16 protein-coding genes are annotated in these 25564 nt (G+C 60.4%); 6 read left to right on the top strand and 10 right to left on the bottom strand.

The genetic code is table 11. The features are described from left to right. Window positions 1-777: 777 nt before the first annotated feature. On the bottom strand, window positions 778-1599 hold the full coding sequence (pssA, locus tag C9F12_RS14170) for a CDP-diacylglycerol--serine O-phosphatidyltransferase (protein WP_045994259.1): 822 nt from the start codon (window positions 1597-1599) through the stop codon (window positions 778-780). Window positions 1600-1861: 262 nt separating this feature from the next. Further along, complete coding sequence (gene ilvC, locus C9F12_RS14165) at window positions 1862-2878, bottom strand: ketol-acid reductoisomerase (protein WP_045994258.1); 1017 nt, start codon at window positions 2876-2878, stop codon at window positions 1862-1864. A 227-nt stretch (window positions 2879-3105) separates the two neighbouring features. Here ilvC and ilvY point away from each other — a divergent pair, with 227 nt between their 5' ends. Then, entirely contained in the window at window positions 3106-3993 is an 888-nt protein-coding gene (ilvY, locus tag C9F12_RS14160; protein WP_045994257.1) for an HTH-type transcriptional activator IlvY, read from the top strand. A gap of 74 nt (window positions 3994-4067) precedes the next feature. On the opposite strand, the gene ilvN is transcribed toward ilvY, so the two are convergent. Both ilvN and C9F12_RS14150 read right to left on the bottom strand, forming a co-directional pair. Continuing rightward, window positions 4068-4559, bottom strand: a complete 492-nt coding sequence (ilvN, locus tag C9F12_RS14155; protein ID WP_045994256.1) for an acetolactate synthase small subunit — start codon at window positions 4557-4559, stop codon at window positions 4068-4070. Beyond that, the gene (locus tag C9F12_RS14150) at window positions 4559-6283 is read right to left on the bottom strand and encodes an acetolactate synthase 3 large subunit (protein WP_045994255.1); all 1725 of its coding nucleotides are present in this window, start codon (window positions 6281-6283) and stop codon (window positions 4559-4561) included. Before C9F12_RS14150 ends, ilvN begins: the two co-directional genes overlap by 1 nt. 863 nt (window positions 6284-7146) lie before the next feature. Here C9F12_RS14150 and C9F12_RS14145 point away from each other — a divergent pair. Continuing rightward, a complete protein-coding gene (locus C9F12_RS14145; RefSeq protein WP_108449270.1) occupies window positions 7147-8523 on the top strand; it encodes a sugar porter family MFS transporter in 1377 nt (458 codons plus the stop codon). A 399-nt stretch (window positions 8524-8922) separates the two neighbouring features. Here the strand turns inward: C9F12_RS14145 and clpB are convergent, their stop codons facing one another. The 3 genes from clpB to rluD form a co-directional block, all read right to left on the bottom strand. Then, window positions 8923-11505 (bottom strand): ATP-dependent chaperone ClpB, encoded by a 2583-nt coding sequence (gene clpB, locus C9F12_RS14140; RefSeq protein WP_045994253.1) that lies wholly within the window; start codon window positions 11503-11505, stop codon window positions 8923-8925. 160 nt (window positions 11506-11665) lie between these two features. After that, the gene (gene pgeF, locus C9F12_RS14135; RefSeq protein WP_108449269.1) at window positions 11666-12421 is read right to left on the bottom strand and encodes a peptidoglycan editing factor PgeF; all 756 of its coding nucleotides are present in this window, start codon (window positions 12419-12421) and stop codon (window positions 11666-11668) included. Further along, on the bottom strand, window positions 12418-13377 hold the full coding sequence (gene rluD / locus C9F12_RS14130) for a 23S rRNA pseudouridine(1911/1915/1917) synthase RluD (RefSeq protein WP_108133540.1): 960 nt from the start codon (window positions 13375-13377) through the stop codon (window positions 12418-12420). The genes pgeF and rluD overlap by 4 nt, the downstream gene beginning before the upstream one ends. Window positions 13378-13542: 165 nt before the next feature. On the opposite strand from rluD, the gene C9F12_RS14125 reads away from it, so the two are divergent. Further along, on the top strand, window positions 13543-14361 hold the full coding sequence (locus tag C9F12_RS14125) for an outer membrane protein assembly factor BamD (protein WP_108133539.1): 819 nt from the start codon (window positions 13543-13545) through the stop codon (window positions 14359-14361). A gap of 253 nt (window positions 14362-14614) precedes the next feature. Here the strand turns inward: C9F12_RS14125 and C9F12_RS14120 are convergent, their stop codons facing one another. The 3 genes from C9F12_RS14120 to C9F12_RS14110 all read right to left on the bottom strand — a co-directional run bounded on the left by C9F12_RS14120 (window position 14615) and on the right by C9F12_RS14110 (window position 20008). Then, window positions 14615-16381, bottom strand: a complete 1767-nt coding sequence (locus C9F12_RS14120; protein ID WP_108449268.1) for a hypothetical protein — start codon at window positions 16379-16381, stop codon at window positions 14615-14617. A gap of 97 nt (window positions 16382-16478) precedes the next feature. Further along, window positions 16479-17804 (bottom strand): sugar ABC transporter substrate-binding protein, encoded by a 1326-nt coding sequence (locus tag C9F12_RS14115; RefSeq protein WP_162816483.1) that lies wholly within the window; start codon window positions 17802-17804, stop codon window positions 16479-16481. Between the two features lie 572 nt (window positions 17805-18376). Beyond that, window positions 18377-20008 carry an NAD+ synthase gene (locus C9F12_RS14110; RefSeq protein WP_108449267.1) on the bottom strand — a complete coding sequence of 544 codons (1632 nt, stop codon included), beginning with the start codon at window positions 20006-20008 and terminating at the stop codon, window positions 18377-18379. A 98-nt stretch (window positions 20009-20106) separates the two neighbouring features. Here C9F12_RS14110 and C9F12_RS14105 point away from each other — a divergent pair, with 98 nt between their 5' ends. The 3 genes from C9F12_RS14105 to C9F12_RS14095 all read left to right on the top strand — a co-directional run. Continuing rightward, entirely contained in the window at window positions 20107-20403 is a 297-nt protein-coding gene (locus tag C9F12_RS14105; protein ID WP_108133534.1) for a PP0621 family protein, read from the top strand. A 363-nt stretch (window positions 20404-20766) separates the two neighbouring features. After that, window positions 20767-24672, top strand: coding sequence for a T6SS effector BTH_I2691 family protein (locus tag C9F12_RS14100; protein WP_162816482.1), 3906 nt, complete (start codon window positions 20767-20769; stop codon window positions 24670-24672). A gap of 2 nt (window positions 24673-24674) precedes the next feature. After that, window positions 24675-25564 (top strand): tetratricopeptide repeat protein (locus tag C9F12_RS14095; protein WP_162816481.1); only part of this gene is annotated, 890 nt, incomplete at its 3' end.

Below are 25564 nucleotides of genomic sequence, written 5' to 3'. Positions count from 1 at the left end.
GGACCAAACTTGGCTCAAGGTTCAAACGTCTCGTTTGACGAGTCGCTTGCCTTGATATTTCAGTGACAGTGTCACTGACTCATCGGCAAGCGCCCACATGAATTACCTGATCAAATTATTAAAGAGCATGCTCTGGACTCTATAGAGAGCTTAAAGAGCGTCTCGCTTTGCTGCGCCGCAGCCCGAATCGTTAACCCGAGCCCTTGTCACAGCGCCCTGCGAGGAAGGCGTATTCTACAGAATCGAAGCGTTTCGTCAAGGCTTTCTTTTTTCGCCGTGCAAGCGATGCCTGCAGGACCCAAGAGAAAGCGAAGCGAGCCTGACGCACATCCTGCGATGCCGTCCTGGCGACTCCGATCGAGTGGCGAGCATTCTATCGATTTCTCGTTGCCCGTCAAGTGGAGAATTTTTCGAAGACCTGAAAAAGTCTTTTCAAAACAATCACTTTTACCACCCTTCACCGCCTGTGACGTTTGCTCGTCGCCGGCAGCGGATGCGTACTTTACGCATCACCTCCGGCCTTGGCAAGCGCTTTTCGGAAAAAAATACCAGATCATCGAGCAGTGTCGATCCAACAGCGGCACCATCTTGTCCACACCGCTCTATGGAAGCCCCCCTGTGGATGAATGCACAGACAGCCCCAGAAGGCGCTTTCGGCACTCATACAAGAACAGGAACGCCCGCGCTAGGCGGGCGTTCCTGTCGGTCGTCAGTATAACGAAGCGTTGGGCTTGCTGCTCACATCGGCCTGTATTGTTACCGCAAGATGATCCTGGGCTAGGTCTTGAGCTTGCGCATCAGCGCCATCGTCGGACCGGACGCCACATAGGTACCGAACAGCAGCAACAGCATGACCGACGGCTCGATCGAGATCACGACAAATCCCAGCACGATGGCCAGCAGGGCCACAAAGGGCACTGGCCCCTTGAGATCGACATCCTTGAAGCTGTAGTAGCGAATGTTGCTGACCATCAAAATGCCAGCCGCCCCCACCACCAGCAGCATCAACAGCTTGAAGCCAAGAGCGGTGGCGTCGAAGCTGTGGAACGTCCACACACTGGCCGCCACCAGCGCCGCCGCCGACGGGCTGGGCAAGCCGATGAACCACTTCTTGTCGACGCTGCCGATCTGCACGTTGAACCGCGCCAGGCGAAGCGCCGCACAGGCCACGTACAGGAACGCCACCACCCATCCGGTCTTGCCGATGTCCTGCAGGATCCAGGTAAAGGCGACAAGCCCCGGCGCCATGCCAAAGGAGATCATGTCAGCAAGGCTGTCATATTCGGCGCCAAACTCGCTTTGTGTATTGGTCAGCCTGGCTACCCGGCCGTCGAGGCCATCGAGCACCATGGCGATGAAGATGGCCACCGAAGCGGCGGTGAAATCGCCATTGAGGGCGGCGACAACGGCGAAGAATCCCGAAAACAGCGCCGAGGTGGTGAACAGGTTCGGCAACAGGTAGATCCCCCGCCGTCGCACCTTCTTGCCGTCCTCGACCGCTTCTTCCACGACTTCGGATTCCCGCATGAAGGCGCTGGCCAGATCTTCATCCTGGGGCTCTCGTGGTTCCTGCTCACGCTTGCCTGCGTCTTCGCTCATCTCTGTCATCCATTGGCTTCGAGTATGGGATCATTCTACACGACCGGCCGGCCGTTACCGCCAACCTCGCGGCAGCCGCCCTCTCCCCCAGCCTCGGGCACCTGCGGGCCAAACGCAAGGCACAGCGCAGGATTCATGCGGCAGCACCATGACCACTCAGTCGTTCACCCATGACGCAACGGGGGAGGAGCACTGAGTGTGCTCCTCCCCCGTTTCTGTCCCCATCGGCGGGCAAGCCCGACGATGGGTTACCAGGAACCCATCAGTTCTTGGATTTGTCGACAAGCTGGTTGGCGGCGATCCAGGGCATCATGCCACGGAGCTTCTCACCGACCTGCTCGATCTCGTGCTCGGCGTTCAGGCGACGACGTGCGGTCATCGAGGGGTAGTTGCTGTTGCCCTCGTTGATGAACATCTTGGCGTACTCGCCGGTCTGGATACGCTTGAGGGCGTTGCGCATGGCGGCACGCGACTCGTCGTTGATGACCTCAGGGCCGGTCACGTACTCGCCATACTCCGCATTGTTGGAGATGGAGTAGTTCATGTTGGCGATGCCGCCTTCGTACATAAGGTCAACGATCAGCTTGAGCTCGTGGAGACACTCGAAGTAGGCCATTTCAGGGGCGTAGCCCGCTTCAGTCAGGGTCTCGAAGCCGGCCTTGACCAGTTCGACAGCGCCACCACACAGGACAGCCTGCTCACCGAACAGGTCGGTTTCGGTCTCGTCCTTGAAGGTGGTCTCGATGATGCCGCTGCGGCCACCACCGATGGCGGCGGCGTAGGACAGGCAGAGTTCCTTGGCCTGGCCGGTGGCATCCTGGTGGATGGCGATCAGGTCAGGAATACCGCCGCCACGGGCGAATTCGGAGCGCACAGTGTGGCCCGGCGCCTTGGGGGCGATCATCACCACGTCCAGATCCTTGCGCGGCTCGATCTGGTTGTAGTGGATGTTGAAGCCGTGGGCGAAGGCCAGGGTAGCGCCTTCCTTGAGGTTCGGCTCGATTTCCTGCTCGTAGATAGCCTTCTGGTTCTCGTCCGGCGCCAGCACCATGACGACGTCGGCGGACTGGCAAGCCTCGGCCACAGAGGCCACCTTCAGGCCGGCGGCCTCCGCCTTGGCGGCGGAAGAAGAACCCGGGCGAAGCGCGACGGTGACGCTGACGCCGGATTCCTTCAGGTTGTTGGCGTGGGCGTGGCCCTGGGAGCCGTAACCGACGATGGTGACCTGCTTGTTCTGGATCAGCTGAAGATCGCAGTCCTTGTCGTAATAAACGCGCATCTGGTGCTCCTGAAAACGAGTGCCTGCTCGGCGATAGAAGAGATCTTGTCTGTGTCGTGTTGCGTTCAGCGTTGATGGCCACCCGCGCCGTCTTGTGCGGCGCTGGGCAGACGAGAGGGCTCGCCCTCCGTCGATGCATCCCACCTTACGCCAGCGCCCGTATTGCGTAAAACGCTATATTTGCAATACTACGTGCCAAAATATGCAATTACAGGTCAGGACTCCCCATGGACTTCCGCCCCCTGAAGCACTTTCTGATGCTGGCCGATTCACTGCACTTCGGCCGTGCCAGCGAGGCCTGCCACGTGAGCCCATCGACCCTGAGCCGCTCCATTCGCCAACTGGAACAACAGCTCGGCGTGGTGCTGTTCAACCGTGACAATCGCCACGTGGTGCTGACCCCCCAGGGAAAGCGCTTCCAGCGCTATGCCAAGGAAGCCCTGGAAGAGTGGGAACAGGTCCGCCTATCGTTGCAGAGCGAGGCCAAGCGCCTCAGTGGTGAAATCAGCATCTACTGCTCGGTGACCGCGAGCTACAGCTTTCTCTACAGCCTGCTGGCCGACTTCCGCCAGCGCTATCCCGCCATCGAGCTCAAGCTGCACACCGGCGACCCAGCCCGAGCCATCCAGCGAGTGCTGGCCGGCGACGAAGACATGGCCATTACCTCACGCCCGCGCCGCCTGCCCGATGGTCTCGCCTTCAAGTCGCTGACCCGTTCGGCACTGGTGTTCATCGCCCCACAAGAGCAACGACCGTGGGTGCCACAGCAGCCGATGAGCCCGAGCCAGACACAGTGGCAAGGGGTGCCAATGATCCTGTCGGAGGCTGGGCTATCGCGGGAACTGGCCGACACCTGGTTCAAGGCGCTGGGCGTGACCCCGACCATCTACGCCCAGGTAGCCGGCCACGAAGCCATCGTCAGTATGGTCGGACTCGGCTTCGGCATCGGTGTGGTGCCACGCATCGTGCTGGAGGCGAGCCCGCTGGCCGAACGCGTGAGAATACTCCCGGTCAAGCCGGAACTGCCGCACTACGACGTGGGCCTCTGTGTGCTGGAGCGGCGCCTGAAGAGCCCGTTGATCGATGCCCTGTGGCAGGAAGTCGTGGAGCGTTGAGGCCGGGCACGAAAACGCCGCCCCGAGAGGCGGCGTAACAGGTTCACCGGCTGCCCACCAGGGCCAGCGGCTTGCTAGAGGCTCAGCACCTTGTCACCACGGGCGATACCCGAGACGCCGGTGCGCGCTACTTCGAGAATGCCCACGGGGCCCATCGCCTGCAGGAAGGCGTCGAGCTTCTCGGCATCGCCGGTGATCTGCACGGTGTACAGACTCGGGGTGACGTCGACGATCTGGGCACGGAAGATGTCTACCGTGCGCTTGACCTCATCGCGGGCAGCGCCCAGCGCCTTGACCTTCACCAGCATCAACTCACGCTCGATATGGTTGCCTTCGGTGAGATCCACCAGCTTGACCACGTCGATCAGCTTGTTGAGGTGCTTGGTGATCTGCTCGATCACCCGGTCGTCCCCGACGGTGGTCACGGTCAGACGCGACAGGGTCGGGTCATCGGTGGGCGCCACGTTGAGGGTTTCGATGTTGAAGTTGCGCTGGGAGAACAGCCCCACGACCCGCGACAGCGCACCCGGTTCGTTTTCCATCAGAATCGAGATGATATGTCGCATCAGGTCCGCTCCGTCTTGGAAAGCAGCATGTCACGCATGGAGCCCAGAGGCACCTGCATCGGATAGACGTGCTCGTGCGGGTCCACCGCGACGTCGAGGAACACCAGCTCATGGGTGTCGGCGAAGGTACGCGCCAGCGCCTCTTCCAGATCCTCTTTCTTCTCGACCCTGAGCGCGGTGAAACCGTAGGCCTCGATCAGCATCTGGAAGTCCGGCAGCGACTCCATGTAGGAGTGAGCATGGCGGGACTTGTAGTTGAGGTCCTGCCACTGGCGCACCATGCCCAGCGAGCCGTTGTTGAGATTGATGATCTTGACCCCACCACCGAACTGCTTACAGGTGGAGAGTTCCTGCATCATCATCTGGAAGCTTCCTTCGCCGGTCACGCAGACGACCTCCTCATCGGGGAAGTTCTGCTTGACGCCCATGGCCGCGGGAAAACCGAAGCCCATGGTGCCGAGTCCACCGGAGGTGATCAGCCGGTTAGGCTTGTCGAACTTGTAGTACTGGGCTGCGAACATCTGGTGCTGACCCACGTCGGTGGTGACGTACGCCTCGCCACGAGTCACCCGGCAGATGGCCTCGATCACCTCCTGCGGCTTGAGCACCTCGCCGGGCCTGGACGGCTCGTAGAGCTTGCCCTTGCGCTCGTCGCGCCACTCGTCGATGGTCTTCCACCAGTCCTTGAGCGCGTCGGGATTGGCGATCTCATGGCCCTGCACCAGGCTGATCATTTCGTTGATCACGCTGGCCGCAGGTCCAACGATGGGCACGTCTGCGCGCACCGTCTTGGACACCGAGCTGGGGTCGATATCCACGTGGATGATCTTGGCCGTGGGGCAGAACTTCGAGGTATTGTTGGTCACACGATCGTCGAAACGCGCGCCGATGGCGATCACCAGGTCGGCGTGATGCATCGCCATGTTGGACTCATAGGAGCCGTGCATGCCGAGCCAGCCCAGGCACTGATCGTCGCTCTGGGGGTAAGCCCCGATGCCCATCAAGGTGGTGGTGATCGGAAAGCCGAGCTGCTTGACCAGATCGGTCAGCCCCTCGCAAGCACGCCCCTGGACCACGCCACCACCGGTGTAGAACACCGGACGACGGGCCTTGAGCATCAGCTCGACGGCCTTCTTGATCTGTCCGGTATGGCCGCGACTGACCGGGTTGTACGAGCGGATCTTGACCTTCTTCGGATAGACGTACTCGTAGCGCTCGGTGGGCGCCGTCATGTCCTTGGGTATATCCACCAGCACCGGACCGGGACGCCCGGTGGCGGCGAGATAGAAGGCCTTCTTGAGCACCTCGGGAATCTCGCTCGGGTGCTTGATCGAGAAACTGTGCTTCACGATCGGCCGGGTGACACCGACGATATCGGTCTCCTGGAAGGCATCGTCACCGATCAGATGGCTCATCACCTGACCACAGAGCACGACCATCGGGATCGAGTCCATATAGGCAGTGGCGATGCCGGTCACCGCATTGGTGGCCCCCGGACCCGAGGTGACCAGTACCACCCCGGGCTTGCCGGACGCCCGTGCATAGCCGTCGGCGGCGTGGGTCGCGGCCTGCTCGTGGCGAACCAGGATGTGCTTGACCTTGTCCTGACGGAACAAGGCATCGTAGATGTGTAGTGCGGCGCCGCCCGGATAGCCGTAGATGTATTCCACGCCCTCATCCTGGAGGAAGCGGGCGATCATGTCCGCGCCTGAAAGCAATTCCACAGATGTATCTCCCCTGGAGGTCTCGAGTGCGATTCGCACCTGTCGTGGGTACGAAGTCGAGTGCAGCGGTATGCTGCTGCCGGCGCACCGGCACCTGATGCCAAACCCTGGCGTCCGTCGGCCCGGTTGGGGCCTGCACTCTCATCACGGCGGGTCACCGCGTCGGGGCGTTGGCCAGGCGGGGCGGTTAACCCGAACCTGGTAGTCCTTCGGCGGGTAGAGGCCCATTGGCCTACCCTTCACGCGGCGTTGGGGGTCACCCATCGTGCCGCGCCCGCAGTCAGGAACCCTCAAGATTCCAATAGCGCTCTGTGACTGTCAACCGCCGTTCCCATCGCGCTCGGTCAGAGCACTCTGAAAGGCCTCTTTTCGCGGGTGCAGCAAGACCAATGTCTAACGCCGTTTTCTCGAAATCTGGCCATGACGCTGCTGTAATGACGCCAGGTGACACGATTCACTTACTTTACCAGACACCGATGGAGAGGGTGCGGCGGAAAGTCGCCACGACAGCCGGAGCATGACGACAGGAGAGTTTCTCTCTGCCCCGCCCCGGGTCTGATCGGCACCGCTGACGATCAGCGAACGACTCGCCGACGCTTTCGAATCGGGTCGCTGACACTTGCCATCTGGATCGCTGACGCCTCAAGAGAGAATCGATTCATCCAAGGATTTCTCTAGGCGCAGTCCGAAAAGTCGACGAGCGAAGGTTAGACAAGGCAAAAATCGGTGAGACAGCGCAGTTTACGGGGTGTAAATGAGCATGTTGATCCGATTTTTAACGCCGTATTACCGAGCGCAGGCACTTTTCAGACAAGCCCTAGACAACCACAACAACGCCCCCCTTTCACAGGAGGTAGCACTACATGTCTCGCATCGTGCAATGGTCCATCACCGTGGCGCTGGCAGGATTCCTGTTCGGCTTCGACACCGCGGTCATCTCCGGGGCCGACAAGCCCATCCAGGCGCTGTGGGGTCTCAGCGACCTGCAGCATGGCCTGCTGATCATGTCCATGGCCCTTTGGGGCACCGTGATCGGTGCCATCTTCGGCAACTGGCCCACCGATGCGCTGGGAAGGCGCGCCACCCTGCTGATGATCGGTGTGCTGTACCTGGTCTCCGCGGTGGGCTCGGCGGTGGTGTCCGACCCCTGGCTGTTCGCCTTCTTCCGCCTGATCGGCGGCATCGGCGTCGGCATCTCGTCGGTGGCGGCCCCCACCTATATCTCCGAGATCGCCCCGCCGCGCCATCGCGGCTTTCTGGTCGCCATGTACCAGTTCAATATCGTCTTCGGCATCCTCATGGCATTCGTCTCCAACTATGTAATCGGCAGCCTGATGAGCGACGACGCCTGGCGCTGGATGCTGGGTATCGAGGCCATCCCTGCACTGATCTACACCCTGATGATCACCCGTGTCCCGCGCAGTCCGCGCTGGCTCATCCTCAAGAAGAACGCTATCGAGGAAGCCGGCCAGGTACTTCGCCAGATCAACCCTGATGCCGATGTCGACGCCGAGATCAACGCCATTCGCGCCGCCGAAACCGACGAAGCGTCCGCCAAGGCCCCCTTCTTCTCGCGTCGCTATCGTCTGCCGATTCTGCTGGCCTTCCTGATCGCCTTCTTCAACCAGCTCTCGGGCATCAACTTCATCATCTACTATGCCCCCCGGGTGCTCGAAGCCGCCGAACTCGGTAGCCAGGCAGCGCTTCTGTCCACCGCCGGCATTGGTCTGGTCAACCTGGTCTTCACCATGATCGGGATGTCGCTGATCGACCGCTTCGGCCGCCGTACCCTGCTGTTCATCGGCTCGGCCGGCTATCTAGTGTCGCTGGTGCTGATCTCTCGCGCCTTCTTCGCCGACGCCCTGGGCGGACTCGAAGTCCCGCTGCTGCTGGGACTGTTCATCGCTGCCCATGCCATCAGTCAGGGTGCGGTCATCTGGGTGTTCATCTCCGAGGTCTTCCCCAACCACGTGCGTGCCCGCGGCCAATCCTTCGGTGCCTCGATCCACTGGGTCTTCGCTGCGCTGATCACCCTGGTCATGCCCTGGGTGCTGGGCACCTTCAGCGGCGGGCCGGTGTTCGCCTTCTTCGCGGTAATGATGCTGCTGCAACTGGTGTTCGTGATATTCCTGATGCCAGAGACCAAGAACGTCAGTCTCGAGGAACTGCAAAAGCACCTGGTGGGCGACAACGTACGCCTGCGACGCGTGCACCTGTCCGGCGCCCGGGCGACGCGCTAGGCGCTGTCCGAAAAGTCGACGAGCGAAGGTTAGACAAGGCAAAAATCGGTGAGAAAGCGCAGTTTACGGGGTGTAAATGAGCATTTTGATCCGATTTTTAACGCCGTATTACCGAGCGCAGGCACTTTTCAGACAAGCCCTAGGGCTTGGCAAGAATAAGCCCGCGCTCGTTGCCCTTTCGGGCAGAGCCCAAGCCTTGAGGAACGCCACGAAAAAGCCCGCCGGGTGGGGAACCGGGCGGGCAAGGGGGTCACAGGACGCAACCTGACCTTCAGTATAGCGACCGATTAACCATTTGCTTGAGAATGGGTATTCGAATTACCCATCATGCACGAATGCCAGCCGAAGGCATCAGGCCCCTCCTTGATGAAGGGGCCTTCTTGCGTGATCGACCCGTGGTCAGCGGTCGAAACGTAACTGACCATCGTCGGCGACCACGCGGATCACGTCGCCAGCGCTGAACTTGCCGGCCAGCAGGTCCTGTGCCAGCGGGTTCTCGATCCGGCTCTGCAGGGCGCGCTTGAGCGGACGAGCGCCATAGACGGGGTCGAAGCCGACCACTGCCAACAGTGCCAACGCCTCGTCGGAGACCGTGAGCCCGAGATCGTGTTCTGCCAACCGCGTGCGCAGACGTTCAAGCTGGATGCCGGCGATCGCCTGGATCTGATCCTGGCCGAGGGCGTGGAACACCACCACTTCATCGATGCGGTTGATCAACTCAGGCCGGAAGTGGCTTCCGACCACCTCCATCACCGTCTGGCGCATGCTGTCGTAGTCGGCGTCGTCACCACCGAACTGCTGGATGATGTCGGACGCCAGGTTGGAGGTCATCACGATGACGGTGTTGCGGAAATCCACCGTGCGCCCCTGGCCGTCGGTCAGGCGACCATCCTCCAGCACCTGCAACAGGATGTTGAAGACGTCCGGGTGGGCCTTCTCCACCTCGTCGAGCAGCAGCACCGAATAGGGTTTGCGGCGCACCGCTTCGGTCAGGTAGCCGCCTTCTTCATAGCCGACATAGCCGGGAGGCGCGCCGATCAACCGCGCCACCGAGTGCTTCTCCATGAACTCGGACATGTCGATGCGCACCATGGCTTCCTCGGTGTCGAACAGGAAGTTGGCCAGCGACTTGCACAGTTCGGTCTTACCCACCCCGGTCGGGCCGAGAAACAGGAAGGAGCCGTTGGGCCGGTTGGGGTCGGCCAAGCCCGCGCGGGAGCGCCGCACCGCGTTGGCCACGGCGGTGACCGCCTCGTCCTGACCGATGACCCGCTCGTGCAGGGCCTCCTCCATGCGCAGGAGCTTGTCGCGCTCGCCCTCGAGCATCTTGGCCACCGGAATGCCGGTCCAGCGTGACACCACCTCGGCGATTTCCTCCTCGGTGACGTTGGAGCGCAAAAGCTTGTGGTGACGAGTGTCCGCCTCGGCATCGCCGCTCTCGGCAATCTTCTTTTCGAGCTCCGGAATCACCCCGTACTGCAGTTCCGACATCCGCCCCAGGTCACCCTGGCGGCGAGCCTGCTCCAGGTCGACCCGTGCCCGGTCTAGCTCGTCCTTGAACTGGGCCGCGCCCTGGATGCTGGCCTTCTCGGCCTTCCAGATCTCGTCCAGGTCGGCGTACTCGCGCTCGAGCTCGCCGATCTGTTCCTCAAGGGTATCGAGGCGCTTGCGTGAGGCCTCGTCGGTTTCCTTCTTGAGGTGCTCGCGCTCCATCTTCAACTGGATCAGGCGACGATCCAGACGGTCCATTTCCTCCGGCTTGGAGTCGAGCTCCATGCGAATGCGCGACGACGCCTCGTCGATCAGGTCGATGGCCTTGTCCGGCAGCTGACGATCGGTGATGTAGCGCGTCGACAGCTTGGCCGCCGCGATGATCGCGCCGTCGGTAATGTCGACGCCGTGGTGCACCTCGTAGCGCTCCTTGAGGCCACGCAGGATCGCCACCGTGTCTTCCTCGCTGGGCTCGTCCACCTGCACCTTCTGGAAACGCCGCTCCAGCGCCGCATCCTTCTCGATGTACTTGCGGTACTCGTCCAGGGTGGTGGCACCGACACAGTGCAGCTCACCCCGGGCCAGCGCCGGCTTGAGCATGTTGCCGGCGTCCATGGCGCCCTCGGCCTTGCCCGCACCGACCATGGTGTGCAATTCGTCGATGAACAGGATGACCCGCCCTTCTTCCTGGGACAGCTCGTTGAGCACCGCCTTCAGGCGCTCCTCGAATTCACCGCGAAACTTGGCGCCAGCCAGCAGCGAGCCCATGTCCAGCGACAGCACGCGCTTGTCCTTGAGCCCCTCGGGCACCTCGCCGTTGATGATGCGGCTGGCCAGCCCCTCGACGATGGCGGTCTTGCCGACGCCGGGCTCGCCGATCAGCACCGGGTTGTTCTTGGTGCGCCGCTGCAGCACCTGGATGGTGCGACGGATCTCGTCGTCACGCCCGATCACCGGATCCAGCTTGCCGTCGGCGGCCCGCTGGGTCAGATCCAGGGTGTACTTCTCCAGCGCCTCGCGGCTGTCCTCGGCGTTGGCGTCATCCACCTTCTGGCCACCGCGCACGCTATCGATGGCGCCCTCCAGCGACTTGCGCGCAAGGCCAGCCTGGGTCAGCGCCTTGGCCACGGCATGCTTCATGGCGATTGCCGCCAGCAGTACCAGTTCACTGGCGATGTATTGATCGCCACGCTTCTGGGCCTCGGCATCGGTGAGGTTGAACAGCTTGATCAGATCCCGGGACGGCTGCACTTCGCCGTCGAACTGGGCGACCTGGGGCAGATCGTCGATCTGGCCCGCCAGGGCGTCACGCAGCCGACCGGCGTCGCCCCCCGCCTTCTGTACCAGCGCCTTGACGCCGGTGTCGCGGTTGTCGAGCAGCGCCAGCAGCAGGTGCGCAGGTTCCATCTGATTGTGCCCGCGCCCCACGGCGAGGGACTGGGCGTCGGCGATAGCCTGCTGCAGCTTGGCGGTAAACTTGTCAAAACGCATCGATATCTCCTTTCGGGATGGCGATGCGTTCGGACGCACCGCTTGACCCTGTCAATGTGACTTGACAGAGATATGGCGGTGCTTTAGGGACGTTTCAAGTCTAGTGAAGCAGTTTCACGTCTAGAGGGGAGTCTCGGGAAAAGTACGACGTCGGTCCGTTCTATCGCAGCCAGATCACGCTGGCCATGCGCCCGGTGACGCCGTCGTCACGACGATGGGAATAGAAGCGTGATTCACAGGCGGTGCAGAAGTGCCCGCCGCTGACGTGGGAGACGCCAAGACGTTCAAGCCGCAGACGCGCCAGCTTGTAAAGGTCCGCCATATAGTGCCCCAGGCGATAGGGACTCGGTTCAAAGGCGCTGGCTGCCTCGGGGTGCACGCCGCAGAAGGCCTCACGCACCTCGGGGCCAACCTCGAACTGAGCGTTGGAGATCGCCGGCCCCAACCAGGCCATCAGTTCCCCAGGCGCAGTGCCCAGGGAGGCCACGGTAGCCTCCAGCACGCCACCGGCCAGGCTGCGCCAGCCTGCATGGGCCAGCGCCACGCGCTCACCGCTACGATCACAGAAGAACACCGGCAGACAGTCCGCCGTCAGTATCACGCAGGCGTAGTCACGGGTGGTCGCCACCGAGGCATCGGCCTTGGGTATGGTGTCACTGAAACCATGCTGGACGCTGGCGCCGTGGACCTGATCGAGCCACAGCAGCGGACGCTCATCGCCCAGTTCCTTGCTCAACTGGCGCCGACAAAGCTCCACATGTTCCGGCTTGTCGCCGACGTGACTCGCCGGGTTGAAGGCGGCGTAGGGTCCCTGACTGGGGCCGGTCTCGCGGGTGGTGACGAAGGCACCGACATTGGCCGGAGCAGGCCAGTCGGGCACGATCACGCTGGGGCGCAGGTCGAGGGCATCGATCATTGCATGGTCTCCGCATCGTCACGCAGGAAGTCCAGCAGCATCAGCAGGTCATCCGGCAGCGGCGCCTGGAAGCTGACCTCCTCACCGCGACTCGGGTGGACGAAGGCCAGTCGACGCGCGTGCAGCGCCTGGCGCGGAAACTCGCGCAGGATCTCCTTGAGCGTCTGCTCCGCTCCGGGCGGCAGCTTGAGTCGCCCACCGTAAACCGGGTCGCCGATCAATGGAAAGCGCCGGTGCGCCATGTGCACGCGAATCTGGTGAGTACGGCCGGTCTCCAGCTTGCAGCGAACGTGGGTATGGGCACGAAAGCGTTCCACCACCCGATAGTGGGTCACCGCCGGCTTGCCCGAGGCGGTAACCGCCTGGCGCTTGCGGTCCTTGGGATGCCGGCCGATCGGCGCATCCACGGTGCCGCCAGAGGTCATCTTGCCCACCACGATGGCGTCATACTCCCGCGACACGCTACGCGCCTGCAGCTGCGCTACCAGGTCAGCGTGGGCGGCCAGGGACTTGGCCACCACCATCAGCCCGCTGGTGTCCTTGTCGAGGCGATGCACGATACCGGCACGAGGCAAGGTGGCGGCGTCGGGAAAGTGGTGCAGCAAGGCATTGAGCAGGGTCCCGTCGGGGTTGCCCGCAGCGGGGTGAACCACCAGCCCCGGCGGCTTGTTGACCACCAGTACCTGGTCGTCCTCGAACACCACCTCAAGCGGAATATCCTGCGCCTCGAAGCGAGTGTCATCCTCGATGAGGGCCTTGAGCACCAGCCTTTCACCGCCGTGGACCTTGTCCTTGGGCTTGGCCGCAGCCCCATCCAGGGTCAGGGAACCGTCCTTGATCCAACCCTTCAACCGCTCCCGGGAATAGTCGGCAAACAATTCCGCTGCGGCCTGGTCCAGGCGATAGCCTGCCATGTCGAGGGGAATGCGACTGTGGACGTCGAGGGTCTGTGACATGGTTCGGAACACTTCTCTGTGGGGATCGAAGATTGATGGCAACTCGCGCACAAAACACGTGGCACGCAGCAGGAAGACTGCGTTTCCAGGCAAGGTGCTTTATAGTGGGCGGATCGCGGCCGATTCTACCACGGCCGACCCGGGTTGTTTGACACGAGGACCAAGATGCGCGTTTTCACTACTTCCGCCGCTCGCCTGGGCGCCCTGGTGTTGATGGGCGCGGTACTCGGCGGCTGCGCCAGCAACGACGTCGAGGAAGAGCGCTACGACGGCGCCACCGAACGCCAGCTCTACCAGGAAGGTCGCCAGGCCCTGGAGAACGGCAGCTTTACCACGGCCATGAACCGCCTGGAAGCCATCGACACCCGCTTCCCCTTCGGCGACTACGCCGAACAGGCCCAGCTCGAACTCATCTATACCTACTACGAGATGGATGACTGGGAAGCCGCCCGGGCCGCCGCCAGCCGCTTCATTCGCCTGCACCCCAACCATGCGCAGGTCGACTACGCCTACTACATGCGCGGGCTGGCCGCCTGGCAGGCCGGTCGTTTCAGCCTGGAGTCGCTCAAGGTCATCGATATCTCGGAGCGGGACCTCGGCGCTACCCGAGACGCCTACACCGACTTTACCGACCTGATCACCCGCTATCCGGACAGTCCGTACGCCCCGGACGCGCAACAGCGCATCATCTACCTGCGCAACCTGCTGGCCCAGCAAGAGCTGCATGTGGCCGACTTCTACCTGCGCAAGAAGGCCTACATGGCCGCCGTGCAGCGGGGTCGCTGGGTGTTGGAGAACTACCCCCAGGCCGAGGCTACCCGCGACGCCCTGGCGGTGATGGTCGAAGGCTACCTCGGCATGGGCCTGCGTGATCGCGCCAGCGAGACGCTGCAGGTGCTGATCGAGAACGACCCGGACAACGAGCGCCTCAACGGTCGTCGCTTCGAACCCAAGTACGTCGACGACGCCCCACTGAGCGCCTGAACGACCGCAAGGCAGGCGGTGCCGAGAGGTTGCCGGCAGGCCAAAGAAAGGAGAAGGGGCCGCCCATGGGCGGCCCCTTCTTGTTGCAGCGCTTGCTGTCATCCGCTCTGCGCTTCGCTTCGCTTCCTTTCTCTTCGTCCAGCTCCCATCTTGGCGCTCCAGGGCTGCGATCCACCGTCCTTCCGCCGTCGCTGGCCTGTGGCTGCCCTTGGCGTCCACCGCAGGCCAGGCTCCGGCTATTTTCTGCCTCTACTCAACCTGTCGATGCCTGGGACGGTGTGCCCTCGGGCTCCCGACGCTTGAACTGCTTGGAGCGCTGCAGGCCCCAGTAGGCGAAGACGAAGTAGATAACCGTGCACCAGATGGTGATGTCGTAGAACAGCTCACGATTGACGTAGTACTGATACAGGTCGGGGCTTTCAAACATCACCCGCCAGGCCAGCACCGCTGGCACACCCAGTCCGACGATCCCCCACATCACCTTGATGCACTTGGATAGCAGTGTCTTGTCCTCCACGCCTTCGCGGTACTTTTCCGCCGCCTTGCGCCGGTGATGTTCGACCACCCGCTCGTTGAACTCCTGCTGGGCCTTTTCCTTCTCTGGATAGGCCTCACAGGCACCGGCCCTTCGCGCCAGCACCACGTAGACCAGGATCGACACAAACCAGGTCGGCAGGAACAGGTAGTAGAACGGCATCACGTCGAGGACATTGAGCCCAAAACCGAAGATCAGCGAGATACCCCAGCTGGCGATCGCCGGACGGTTGTCGGCAAGGCCCTTGAAGTTGGCCCAGTAGCGGGTCATGCCGAGCCGCGGGAACAGCTGGTACTCGGCAAAGGCGATGCCGCCCACCGGCACCAGGATCAGGCCGGCGTAAGTCAGCAGCGGCAACATGCTGCGGTAGACGAAGGGGAAACAGCTCGCGCCCATCACCCCGAGCCCCACCAGCATGGTCACCTTCCAGCGCTTGACCTCGGGCATCAGCGCCTGGGCGGCCAGACCGGCGCGGTACAGGTTGGAATTCGCCGTGGTCCAGCCGGCCACGATCACGATCACGAAGCCGGACATTCCCAACGCGTAGAACGCCACATCGCCGGGGTCGACCACCAGGATACTGAGCTTCATGGTGGCGGCGGTGGCCGCCCCCATCAGGCCCGCCGAGATCCAGGCAACGTAGTGGCCGAACATCATGCCGGTACTGGTGGCCAGGGCGTAGCGCTTCTTGCGGGCATAGCGCAGAAGCGCCATGTCGATCAGTCCGAAGTGGGCGAAGGTATTGGCGGCCCAGGCGAAGCCGATGACCTCCCACAGCCCGATCCCCGGTTCGCCATCGGCGTTGATGCCGGTGAATACGCTGGCACTGGCGATGGCGACGAAATCCGAAAAACTCGTCAAGGTGGTAAAACCGGTCACCGACTCCGACAGCGCCGGTATCAATACCATGCCGCCGGCGGTGAACATCACCATCAGCCAGGGTGCACAGATGCTGGCGAACTCGCTCAGGGCGTTGAAGCCAAAGGCCGCGACCAGCACCACGATGGCCCCTACGGCAAAGGCGATGATGACGAAGGCCATGTCGGTGGGATAGGGCGCCACCTGAGGTGGCACATCGAAAAGCACCCGCACCGCGGTAGCAGAGACCGTGATCATGGCCGCCGAGATGGCAGCAAAGATCACCACATTGGCGCCGTTGTAGAGCTTCGCCATGACGTTACCGGCGATGCGTTCCAGGTAGGCGAAAAGACTGAGCCGGGTGCCGACGGCGATCGGTGCGGTGATCAGGGTGAAACTCAGTATCGCCAGGGTGTTGCCGATGACCAGACCGATCAGAATGTCCCAGATGCCGGCACCGAGGCCGACGAAGGTGGCACCGATCACGAACTCGGTCGCGGCCACGTGTTCTGCGGCATACAGTCCGAGAAAGTGCTTGGCACCGTGCTGCTTGTGGGGCGGAACCGGCAGCTGTTCATCGTCGACGCTGTCTAGAGATTGCTGCGGGTCAAATCCGGATGTCGCCATGGGCGCCTCCTTGTGTGTCACTCATCTCGCTTGCGGGTGAACGTCGCACCTGCGGGCTCACCCGTTCCGCCGGCTTCCTTCGAGGAGCCGATCGCCACTACTGCTGAGCAAAGCGTGCCTGCTCGGTCACCTTCTCGGTGACCCACTGAGCATCTTCGATGGCTTCCTCGGCGGAGATGTCTCCGGCCAACGCCTTGGCGAAGCGGTTACCCACCGCCGTACCGATACCCTGAAAAGCGGGGATCGCCACGTACTGAACGCCTCGATAGGGCACCGCCTGTACCGTCGGGTCATCCGGATTGGCGCTTCTCAACGATTCCAGCACCAGCTCACTGTAGGGCGCGGCCTCGCGGTAACTCGGATTGTCGTAAAGCGAGGCACGGGTCCCCGGCGGCACCTGGGACCAGCCCTCTCGCTCGGCTACCAGTTCCTGATAGCCCCGGGAGGTGGCCCAGGCGACAAAGCGCTTGGCCGCCTCGCTCTGCTCGGAACTGGTGGGAATTGCGAGCGCCCAGGCCCACAGCCAATTGCTGCGCTTGTCCAGTCCGTTATCAGGCGCCAGAGCGAACCCCACGCGATCGGCGACCTCGGAGGCCTCGGGATCGGTCACCGCGGATGCGGCCACGGTGGCATCCACCCAGATGCCGCACTTGCCCTGTTGAAACAGCGCGAGATTCTCGTTGTAGCCGTTGTCTTCCGGATTCGGCGGGCCATACTCTCCCAACAAGGTCAGATAGAGATCCAGCGCATCACGCCAGCCACCTCCCTCGAGCTGTGGCTGCCACTCTTCATCGAACCAGCGACCGCCGAAGGCGTTGGCCATGGCGGTCAACAGGGCCATGTTCTCGCCCCACCCCGGCTTGCCCCGCAGGCAGATGCCGTAGTGTTCATCGGAGCCCGAGAGCTTTTCTGCCGCCTGTACCAGAAAGTCCCAGCTCGGCGCCCTGGGCATGCTCAGGCCCGCATCCTCGAACAGGTCCGTGCGGTACATGGTGAAGGCGGACTCCGCATAGAAGGGAGCCGCGTAGAGAACATCCTGATAGGACAGCGCCTGGCGCACGGTGGGCAGCAGATCCTCGGGCTGGTAGTCGCCAGGCATGTCGGCGATGGGTACAAGCCAGCCACGCTCCGCCCAGATGGGGGCTTCGTAGGTGCCGATGGTAACGATGTCGAAGCGCCCCCCGGAGGTGGCGATATCGGTGGTGACCTGCTGGCGCAGCGTACTCTCGTCCAACGTCACCCAGTTGAGCTGAATATCGGAATTCCCCGCGACAAAGTCCTCGCTCAGCTCTCGCATCCGCAGCATGTCCCGGTTATCCACCGTGGCAATGGTCAACTCGGCAGCCACGCCATGCTGGGCAAACACCGCCCCACCCCCTATCACCAGCGCACAAGCGGTTTTAACTCGAAAGGACGTCATCATTCGCGCTCCCTCTGCCGGCGTTATAGGTTCCTGTTCTAAAAAACCTTAGCACCATCGAGTCGCCCCAACATTGAAATGTCGCGCTTTATTTACCGGGACATTGGTCTAAACACACCCAGAAACCACTATTACAAATTAATTTAATTAGGCATATATGATTTCAAAAAACCCATGAAAAACAATGGCAAGGAATAAATCTGCGCCTATCCCCCTGAAAACAACCATACTAGTTCAGCAAGAACTGCGATATCGCCTACACCTCGCACCGCACTCTTCTTCATTACCTTTACGATGCCTATTGGCGCTTCAGTCATGAAGGCTTAAATCATCTCTTCCGACGAATATACAAAGTGACGTCGATCACCGTGTAAAAACGGCGTACGCATCAAAGCAAATACCATCTAATGGTCGCGGGGCTTTAGCGAGCGCAAGAGAAACCCCGGCCCGGGAAATCATGACCAACGACGGGAAGTGACGTCACAAACAGCGAAGGGTGAGCATAACATCGCCACCCGCCGAGCCGATCTGGCCCGACGGGTGGGGTACCGACAAGAGGAAAGAAGCAGGTCTCGTCAGAGGCCCGGTTGCCATCCATTGACGATAGGATAACGACGGTCACGGCCGAAGCCGCGCTGGGTCACGCGCACGCCTACCGGTGCCTGGCGGCGCTTGTACTCGCAGCGGTCCACCAGCTTGACCACCTTGTAGACGTCCTCGGCGCTGAAGCCAGCCTCGATGATCGCCTCGGCGCTCATGTCGCCTTCGATGTAGCGCACCAGAATGGCGTCCAGGGTGTCATAGTCCGGCAGCGAGTCGCTGTCCTGCTGGTCCGGCGCCAGTTCCGCCGAGGGCGGACGCTCGATGACACGCTCCGGGATCACCAGGTTCTCGGTATTGCGCCAGCGCGCCAGGCGATATACCCAAGTCTTGTAGACGTCCTTGATGGCGTTGTAACCGCCGACCATGTCACCGTAGAGGGTGGCGTAGCCCACCGCCATCTCGCTCTTGTTGCCGGTGGTCAGGACCATCAGGCCCTTCTTGTTGGACAGCGCCATCAGCAGCACACCGCGACAGCGCGACTGGAGATTCTCCTCGGTGGTATCGCGCTCGGTACCCTCGAAACTCTCGGCCAGGGTGTCCATGAAGGCTTCAACCATGGGCGCGATCGGCATCACTTCATAGCTGACCCCAAGCAGACGGGCCTGCTCGGCGGCGTCTTCCTTGGAAATGTCGGCGGTGTAGTGATACGGCATCATCACCGCATGGACCCGCTGGGGGCCGAGTGCATCCACCGCGATGGCTAGCGACAGGGCCGAATCGATGCCGCCAGACAGCCCCAGCACCACGCCCTTGAACCCACTTTTGTTGACGTAGTCACGCAGACCGGTGACCAAGGCGCTGTAAAGGTCTTCCTCCGGCGCCACGTCCAGATCCACCTCGCCCTGGCGCGGGGTCCACTTGCCCTGCTCCTCGACGAAGTGCACCGGGCTCAGCCAGATATCCCAGTGCGGCGCCTGCACCGCCAGCTTGCCTTCGGCGTCGACACAGCAGGAGCCACCGTCGAACACCAGCTCATCCTGACCGCCGATCTGATTGACATAGACCAGCGGCAGGCCGACGTCACTGGCACGCTGCTCGAGAAGCTCGAGCCGCTCGGCTGGCTTGTTCTGGTGGTAGGGCGAGGCATTGAGGGTGACCAAGATATCGGCACCGGCGTCGCGAGCCTGGCGGACCGGCGCTTCCTGCCAGATATCCTCGCAGATCAGAATCCCGAGCCTGGCGCCCTTGTGTTCCACCACCAGCGGCGTGTCTCCGGGCTGGAAGTAGCGCTGCTCATCGAATACCTGATAATTGGGCAGGGCCTGCTTGGCGTACTCATCCAGCCACTGGCCGTTGTAGAGCACGCCGGCCATGTTGTGCAGCGCGCCCTCGCGACGGCCGGGATAGCCCACGATGACCATGACGTCGCGGACCATCTTTTCCGCCATGCGGGTACGCGCCTCGCGCAGGCGGGTCTCCATCGACGGCCTCAGCAACAGGTCCTCGGGCGGATACCCGGTCAAGAACAGTTCCGGCAGAACAACCACGTCGGCGCCGTGCTCGAGGAAAGCCTCGCGTACGGTCTCGATGGCCCGGTCGGCGTTGCCGGGGATGTCGCCGACCAAGGGGTCGAGCTGCGCCATCACCAGAGTCAGGTCTTGCATGAGCGGAGAAATCTCTCGAGAATCGGGGGGATCAGCCCCCATTGTCCCGCAAGGGCCGCCAACAGGCAAAGGCCGCCTCCAATCCGTGTGGAGTAAGGATGAACCTCTTGATAATCCGCCTTCTGATCTTCGCCGTGGTGTTCTTTGCCGGGCTCAAGCTTTATCGCATGTACCGCGAGTGGAAGTTTGAGCAGCAGGATCAAGGCCCCACCTCCCATGAGGGAGGAAAAATGGTGCGCTGCACCTGGTGCAAGGTACACCTGCCCGAGCAGGACGCCCTGCGCGAAAAGGGCGAGTGGTTCTGCTGCGGTGACCATCGTGACAAGTTCATCACCGAAAGCCGCCAAGGCGACGATGCTGACGGCGATAACGGCGATGACACCCAGGGGCGTTGAACGCCCCTTTCTCAGAGCTTGACGCCCGCAGCATGGCGACGACCGGACGTCGAGCCTCGCCATGCCGCGCGCCTGCCGCACTCACTCGTTCTCGCCAAAGACTGCTCGTCTCCTCCCGCCTTTCTCGCACCTGCACGAACAAGCGTTATTCGTAAGACATTGTTCATGTCGATGTTCTTATATTCTCAATTTCTAATCTTTAGCGCTTCCCCTATCTCTCTGCTCGTTTTCCCATCCGCCTGACTATGGCTTATTGACCATAGGCATCAAGTCGCTTCGTCATCTGGACAGGACGGTTCATCGCTCAATCCCGTCCGCGACTTGGCGCCGGTGCCGACGCCAACCACCGAGGAACCCGTCTTCGTGACGCCCTCGAGCGGCAGCGTGGCACCAGTGGCCGACGGACTGGCAAGGGAAGTGATTGGCATGGAGCAAGATGCAAAGGGCGATCTGTTGTCGCTGATGAACCCCACATTGAACCAGGGCGCCAACAACATGGGCACGTCTGTACTGCACGGTCTGCGTCCTGGCGACGACGCCATCCGGCACCCCATCAAACAGAACCTGCTGGTACTTACCGACCGGCAAGACAGGGACCTCACCCTGGCCCGAACACTCCCACCAGTGAATGGAGCACCATCTCAATCAAACCGAGGAGTGTCGCCTATGTACAGTGAGCACCTGCTAAAGCAGATTGATGATGCCTGTGTCGAATTGCCTGGTGTGCAGCAAGGCCAGTGCCCGCTGTGCGAACGAGTCGGCCTGCCGATTCTGCCGGTGCGCTACAGCGTTTGTCAGCGCAGCCTCGAAACCAGAGGATTCGCAGAACTGCCGACGAATCGGGTAGTAGAGTTCACCGATATCAGGCTGGATCAGTCCGTGTCCGACCAGGGGCCATCAGCCCGCACCCTGGGCAGCCACGTTCGGGATTATCTAGGCGATGCCACCGATAGCCAGGTCAGCAAGTACATCCTGCGACAGCTCAGACCTGGTTACTTCTACCTGCTTGACGACGAAAATGATCGCAATATCCACGATGGGACGACCTCGGGGGACCGCATCAACCACAACTGGTATGCCTACGTCGTTACCACCGATGGCATGTTCTACCAGTATTCCATCAGCGAAACACCACCCTCACCCGAGCAACCAGAGTTCACCTGTGGACTCAACGATGATGATCGACGCACCCGGATTGTCAGCGCCTCGGTGATCGCCCTCGATAGCGTCGATACCGCAAAAAATATCTACTATCTGTACACCGAACATCCGCTATCCTCCGACTTCCTCAATCACCTGCGCACCGGCAGGTACAGTGACGGACGCCGGATGCGCGACGTCGCCATGCAGTGCTTCGACGTCGAGCAATGGCGCAATAACACTGGCGAGATTCAGCAACCCTACGCCTTCACCTCCGAAGAACTCCACCACGTCGCCGAGTACAGCGACAATGCCGAGGGCATGGAGGCCTTTTTCTGGCCCGACCAGAGCAACCGACAGCTGTTCACCCGAAAGGAGCTGAGGCAGGCGCTAAGTCACCGATTACGCGCGGCGTCGTCCCAGTTGCAGGACAAGAGTCTGGTATTGGCGGTGCATGATGAAGTCGGCCTGATCAATGAACTTAACGCCTACCGTCAAGCACCGTTGGAGCTGCTCGAGGAGTTTCTCCATCAGTATGACGACCAGGGATATCCGAATCGACGCAACCTTCTGTGCTACAAAGCCATCGACATCTTCGAAAAAAACTACCGGGTACAGCGAAAGATTGCTCAGGAACCAACCAATCGAAGAATCGAAAAAACTAGCGAGCCCAAAATTACTAAACTTCAGGGACAAATAGATCAGCTAAATCGACAAATCGAAGAGATTCGATCCGATGGTGATATCAGCTGGCTAGATAAAACTCGGATAGACCGCTTGCGCAATGAAAGAAGCGATTTGCAGGATCAAATCGACTGCCTGAAAGAAGACAATGAAGATTCCACCGAGGAACCCTGGCGTTTGATCAATGCCTACAACAAGGAGTTGGCAGACTGCTACGCCTTACCGGACGCAGCCGTGGATCCGGAAACAAGCAAGCGCATCAACCCGGATCTCGAAGACTTCAAGGTGAGGTACGAGAGACTGATCGCGAAGATAAATAAGTTAGTGAGGGCATACGACGAAGACTACTCACTGTGGGTCGAGGCTCATCTTGACCGCGTCACACTACGCTATTCTGACGATACTTACTCACCCGGACTGAGAATGAGCGGCATGCTTTCCAACGCACTGCTTGGAGGCATCTTGAGCGATGCCAGCAAACGGCTGTGGGAGCGACTGGCGGGGAATCTTGATTCGCCTCAATCGACATTGATGAAGATCATGTTTTCCAACCAGCGTCGGCTGGTCGACGAGGCCATCACCATTCGTCACTCGCTTCCAGCACATATCTTCGTATCACCCCGTGTGCTTCTACACTGGAGAGAACAGTACCGTACACTCTTGCATGAGGAGCGTGAATTCCAGTACGACACCACCATGGCGGCAGTCATTTCAACCATTGGCAATAGCCTGTATAGCCTGACGGTATACGACATGGAAAGGGCTCTCCATGATGCCGCACGTTCTGCGGCATCTGAGCCTCCTTCAAACGTCCAAGCCATCTCAAACGGAAGCGGCCAAGAACAGCACTTCGACCTTGCCAGCTCCCCTTCCTTCAGAGCTCTGGACAGTTTCAATCGCTACCAGCAACTGATTATTACCGGTAGTCACGATGTTCAACAGGTACAGGCATCACAGGACAGTAGTGACAGTTCCCAGTTCCGGCTTCTACCAGTATTGGCGAGTGTAACGGTCGGACGAAAGGACTTTCATGACTGGCTGGACGAGCTGACACGCCAGCTTTACCCAAGAGGAAAGGCAAACCCCAACACCCCATCTCCAGAGGCGATGAAGTTCTATCAAGACAATGGCGTTGGCGGCAACTTCTCCGTATCCCATATTGAGAATGATTACCAGATCACCGTGGTCATTCCAGTCAACACTTCGGATCCGGACTTTCTCGAGCGCTACAACACGACGACTGATGACTACAACGAAGATGATATCACCACCAACGGGTGGAACGACCGCCAGAATGCGCGGGACCTCGGCAGCTATATTGCCGAAGGCATCAGGGTCGGTGCGCCCTCCTCTCACGCAGGACTGGCACGTGGAGCCGCAGGCCTCAACAGAGCGCTGGTCTTCTACAATAATATCGGCATTCTGAGCAAGGAATTCTCGTCCGATAGTCCCGACGCCATACAGATCACTACCGCTATGGCAAAACTCGGTCTGGTAGCAATCGATGGCGTGGAATTCACTACAACCTTCATGGCTAGCAGTAACGGAATGCTGGCATCACTGGCTCGCTACCTGCGGTACGCCAGGGGCCCACTCGATGCAGCGATCGGCACCCTCAGCATCATGGATGGACTGAACAAACTCGACAACGCCAACAGAGCCAGAAAACTCGGGATGCCGGAAAGCACGCAGAACAAGCACAAGTACGCGGGCAGTATCGATATCACCAGCGGCATTGTCGCCCTGAGCATTGTGGCAATCGGCGTGATCTACGGCGCACCGGTCTTGGGCGTCACCGCCGCCCTGGCCATTGGCAATGGACTCATCACTGCCGCGCTGAAACTCTTTCTCGGCTCCAGCTTGACCATCCTCGTTGCCCCTGCCGTCGCAAGCTGGGTCAACCGCTGTCGCTATGGCAATCACCAGGGACAGCTACTTCCCTATGAAGCCTTGGAAGAGGAAAAAAACGGCCTGGAACTGCTGTTCAAGGGTGTCACGGTGGAGATGACCTGGGAGAAATACGATGAAGCGTTTGAAAGCAGAGGTCCTGTCCCACTAGATGGACGTTGGGAAGATATCGCTACAATCGCTACTAACGATATAAAGATCAACATTTTGGTCACGGCGCCCGACCTCGAGGGGATTGAACTTGGGCTGAAGCTTGAGATCGGTGAGAAAAAAAACGACCAAAACGAAATTTTAGTTAATGAAAACTACATAAAAACTAGAGAAAGCGATACTCTTACAAGAAGAAATCGATCTGCATCTCAAATAGAAGAATCACCTCTTGCAATCATCTCAAAACACAATGGATTACATACTATTGCTATAGAAAAATTTACTAGGAAAAACAACCCACCCATACCTCTGACCCTCTATATTGATTTTTGCAACTCTGAAACTCCCCGAGATACCAAGACAGGGTCTTTCACGATGGAATTTTAGTCATGAAAAACAATAAATACAGGATTTTCACAACCTTAGCGGTCCTAGCTTCGCTTACTACCCTTTTCGGATGTGACGATACATATTTTTTCAACACCAGACAGACAGACAACACTTCTATTGAGATGGAAGCCGCACCACACTTTATCGCAAACTCCACCGACAATAGCCCTCTTTGGGACAACTTTGAAGGTATCACAGTAGAAGACCTTACAAATAAAGCTAAAGCTAGTGATGGCGAATCCACATTTCTGCTAGGGCTTGTTCAGTTCGGCCATATCACGGGATTCGAGCGAGAACCAGATACAAGTGAAGGTATACGACTGCTTCAAGAAGCATGGCGATTGGGAGTGATCGACGCGGGTCATTCTCTTTTCACCGTCTATTACAAGGGCATCGGCACCCGAATCAATAAACCCTTGGCGCTGGCCTACCTCCAGGCAAGCGCGGAAAAGGGCTATATCCTCTCCCAGAAAAGACTGGGCTTCGCCTACCGAGGTTCCGATCCTCGCGGACTGGTGGAGCAAGATATCCAGCAGGCGAGAATATGGTTCACCCGTGCAGCCGAACAGGGCGACGCCGAATCAGCCTCACAGCTTGCCGGCATCTATCGTAAAGGCCTCGGCGTGCCCAAGGATGAGCGAGCAGCCTTCGAGTGGTTAAAGCGTGCCGAAAATATGCCATTCGATGGACGTATTAGTCATGGCGGCCTTGCAGTGTACTACGAAGAAGGCATCGGTACCGAGGTCGATTTAGTCCAGGCCTACAAGTACTATGACCTCCGGGACCCTGCCGGAGCGCCTGATAAACGACGGCTTGCCGAGCAGATGACGCCGGATCAAATACGGCAAGCCATCGAGCTCTCTAGAGCCTGGCAGGAGGAGCATGGCAT

Source organism: Halomonas sp. BN3-1, from assembly GCF_003056325.1.
Classification (GTDB): Bacteria; Pseudomonadota; Gammaproteobacteria; order Pseudomonadales; family Halomonadaceae; genus Halomonas; species Halomonas litopenaei.
This window is presented reverse-complemented; position numbering and strand designations above follow the sequence as displayed.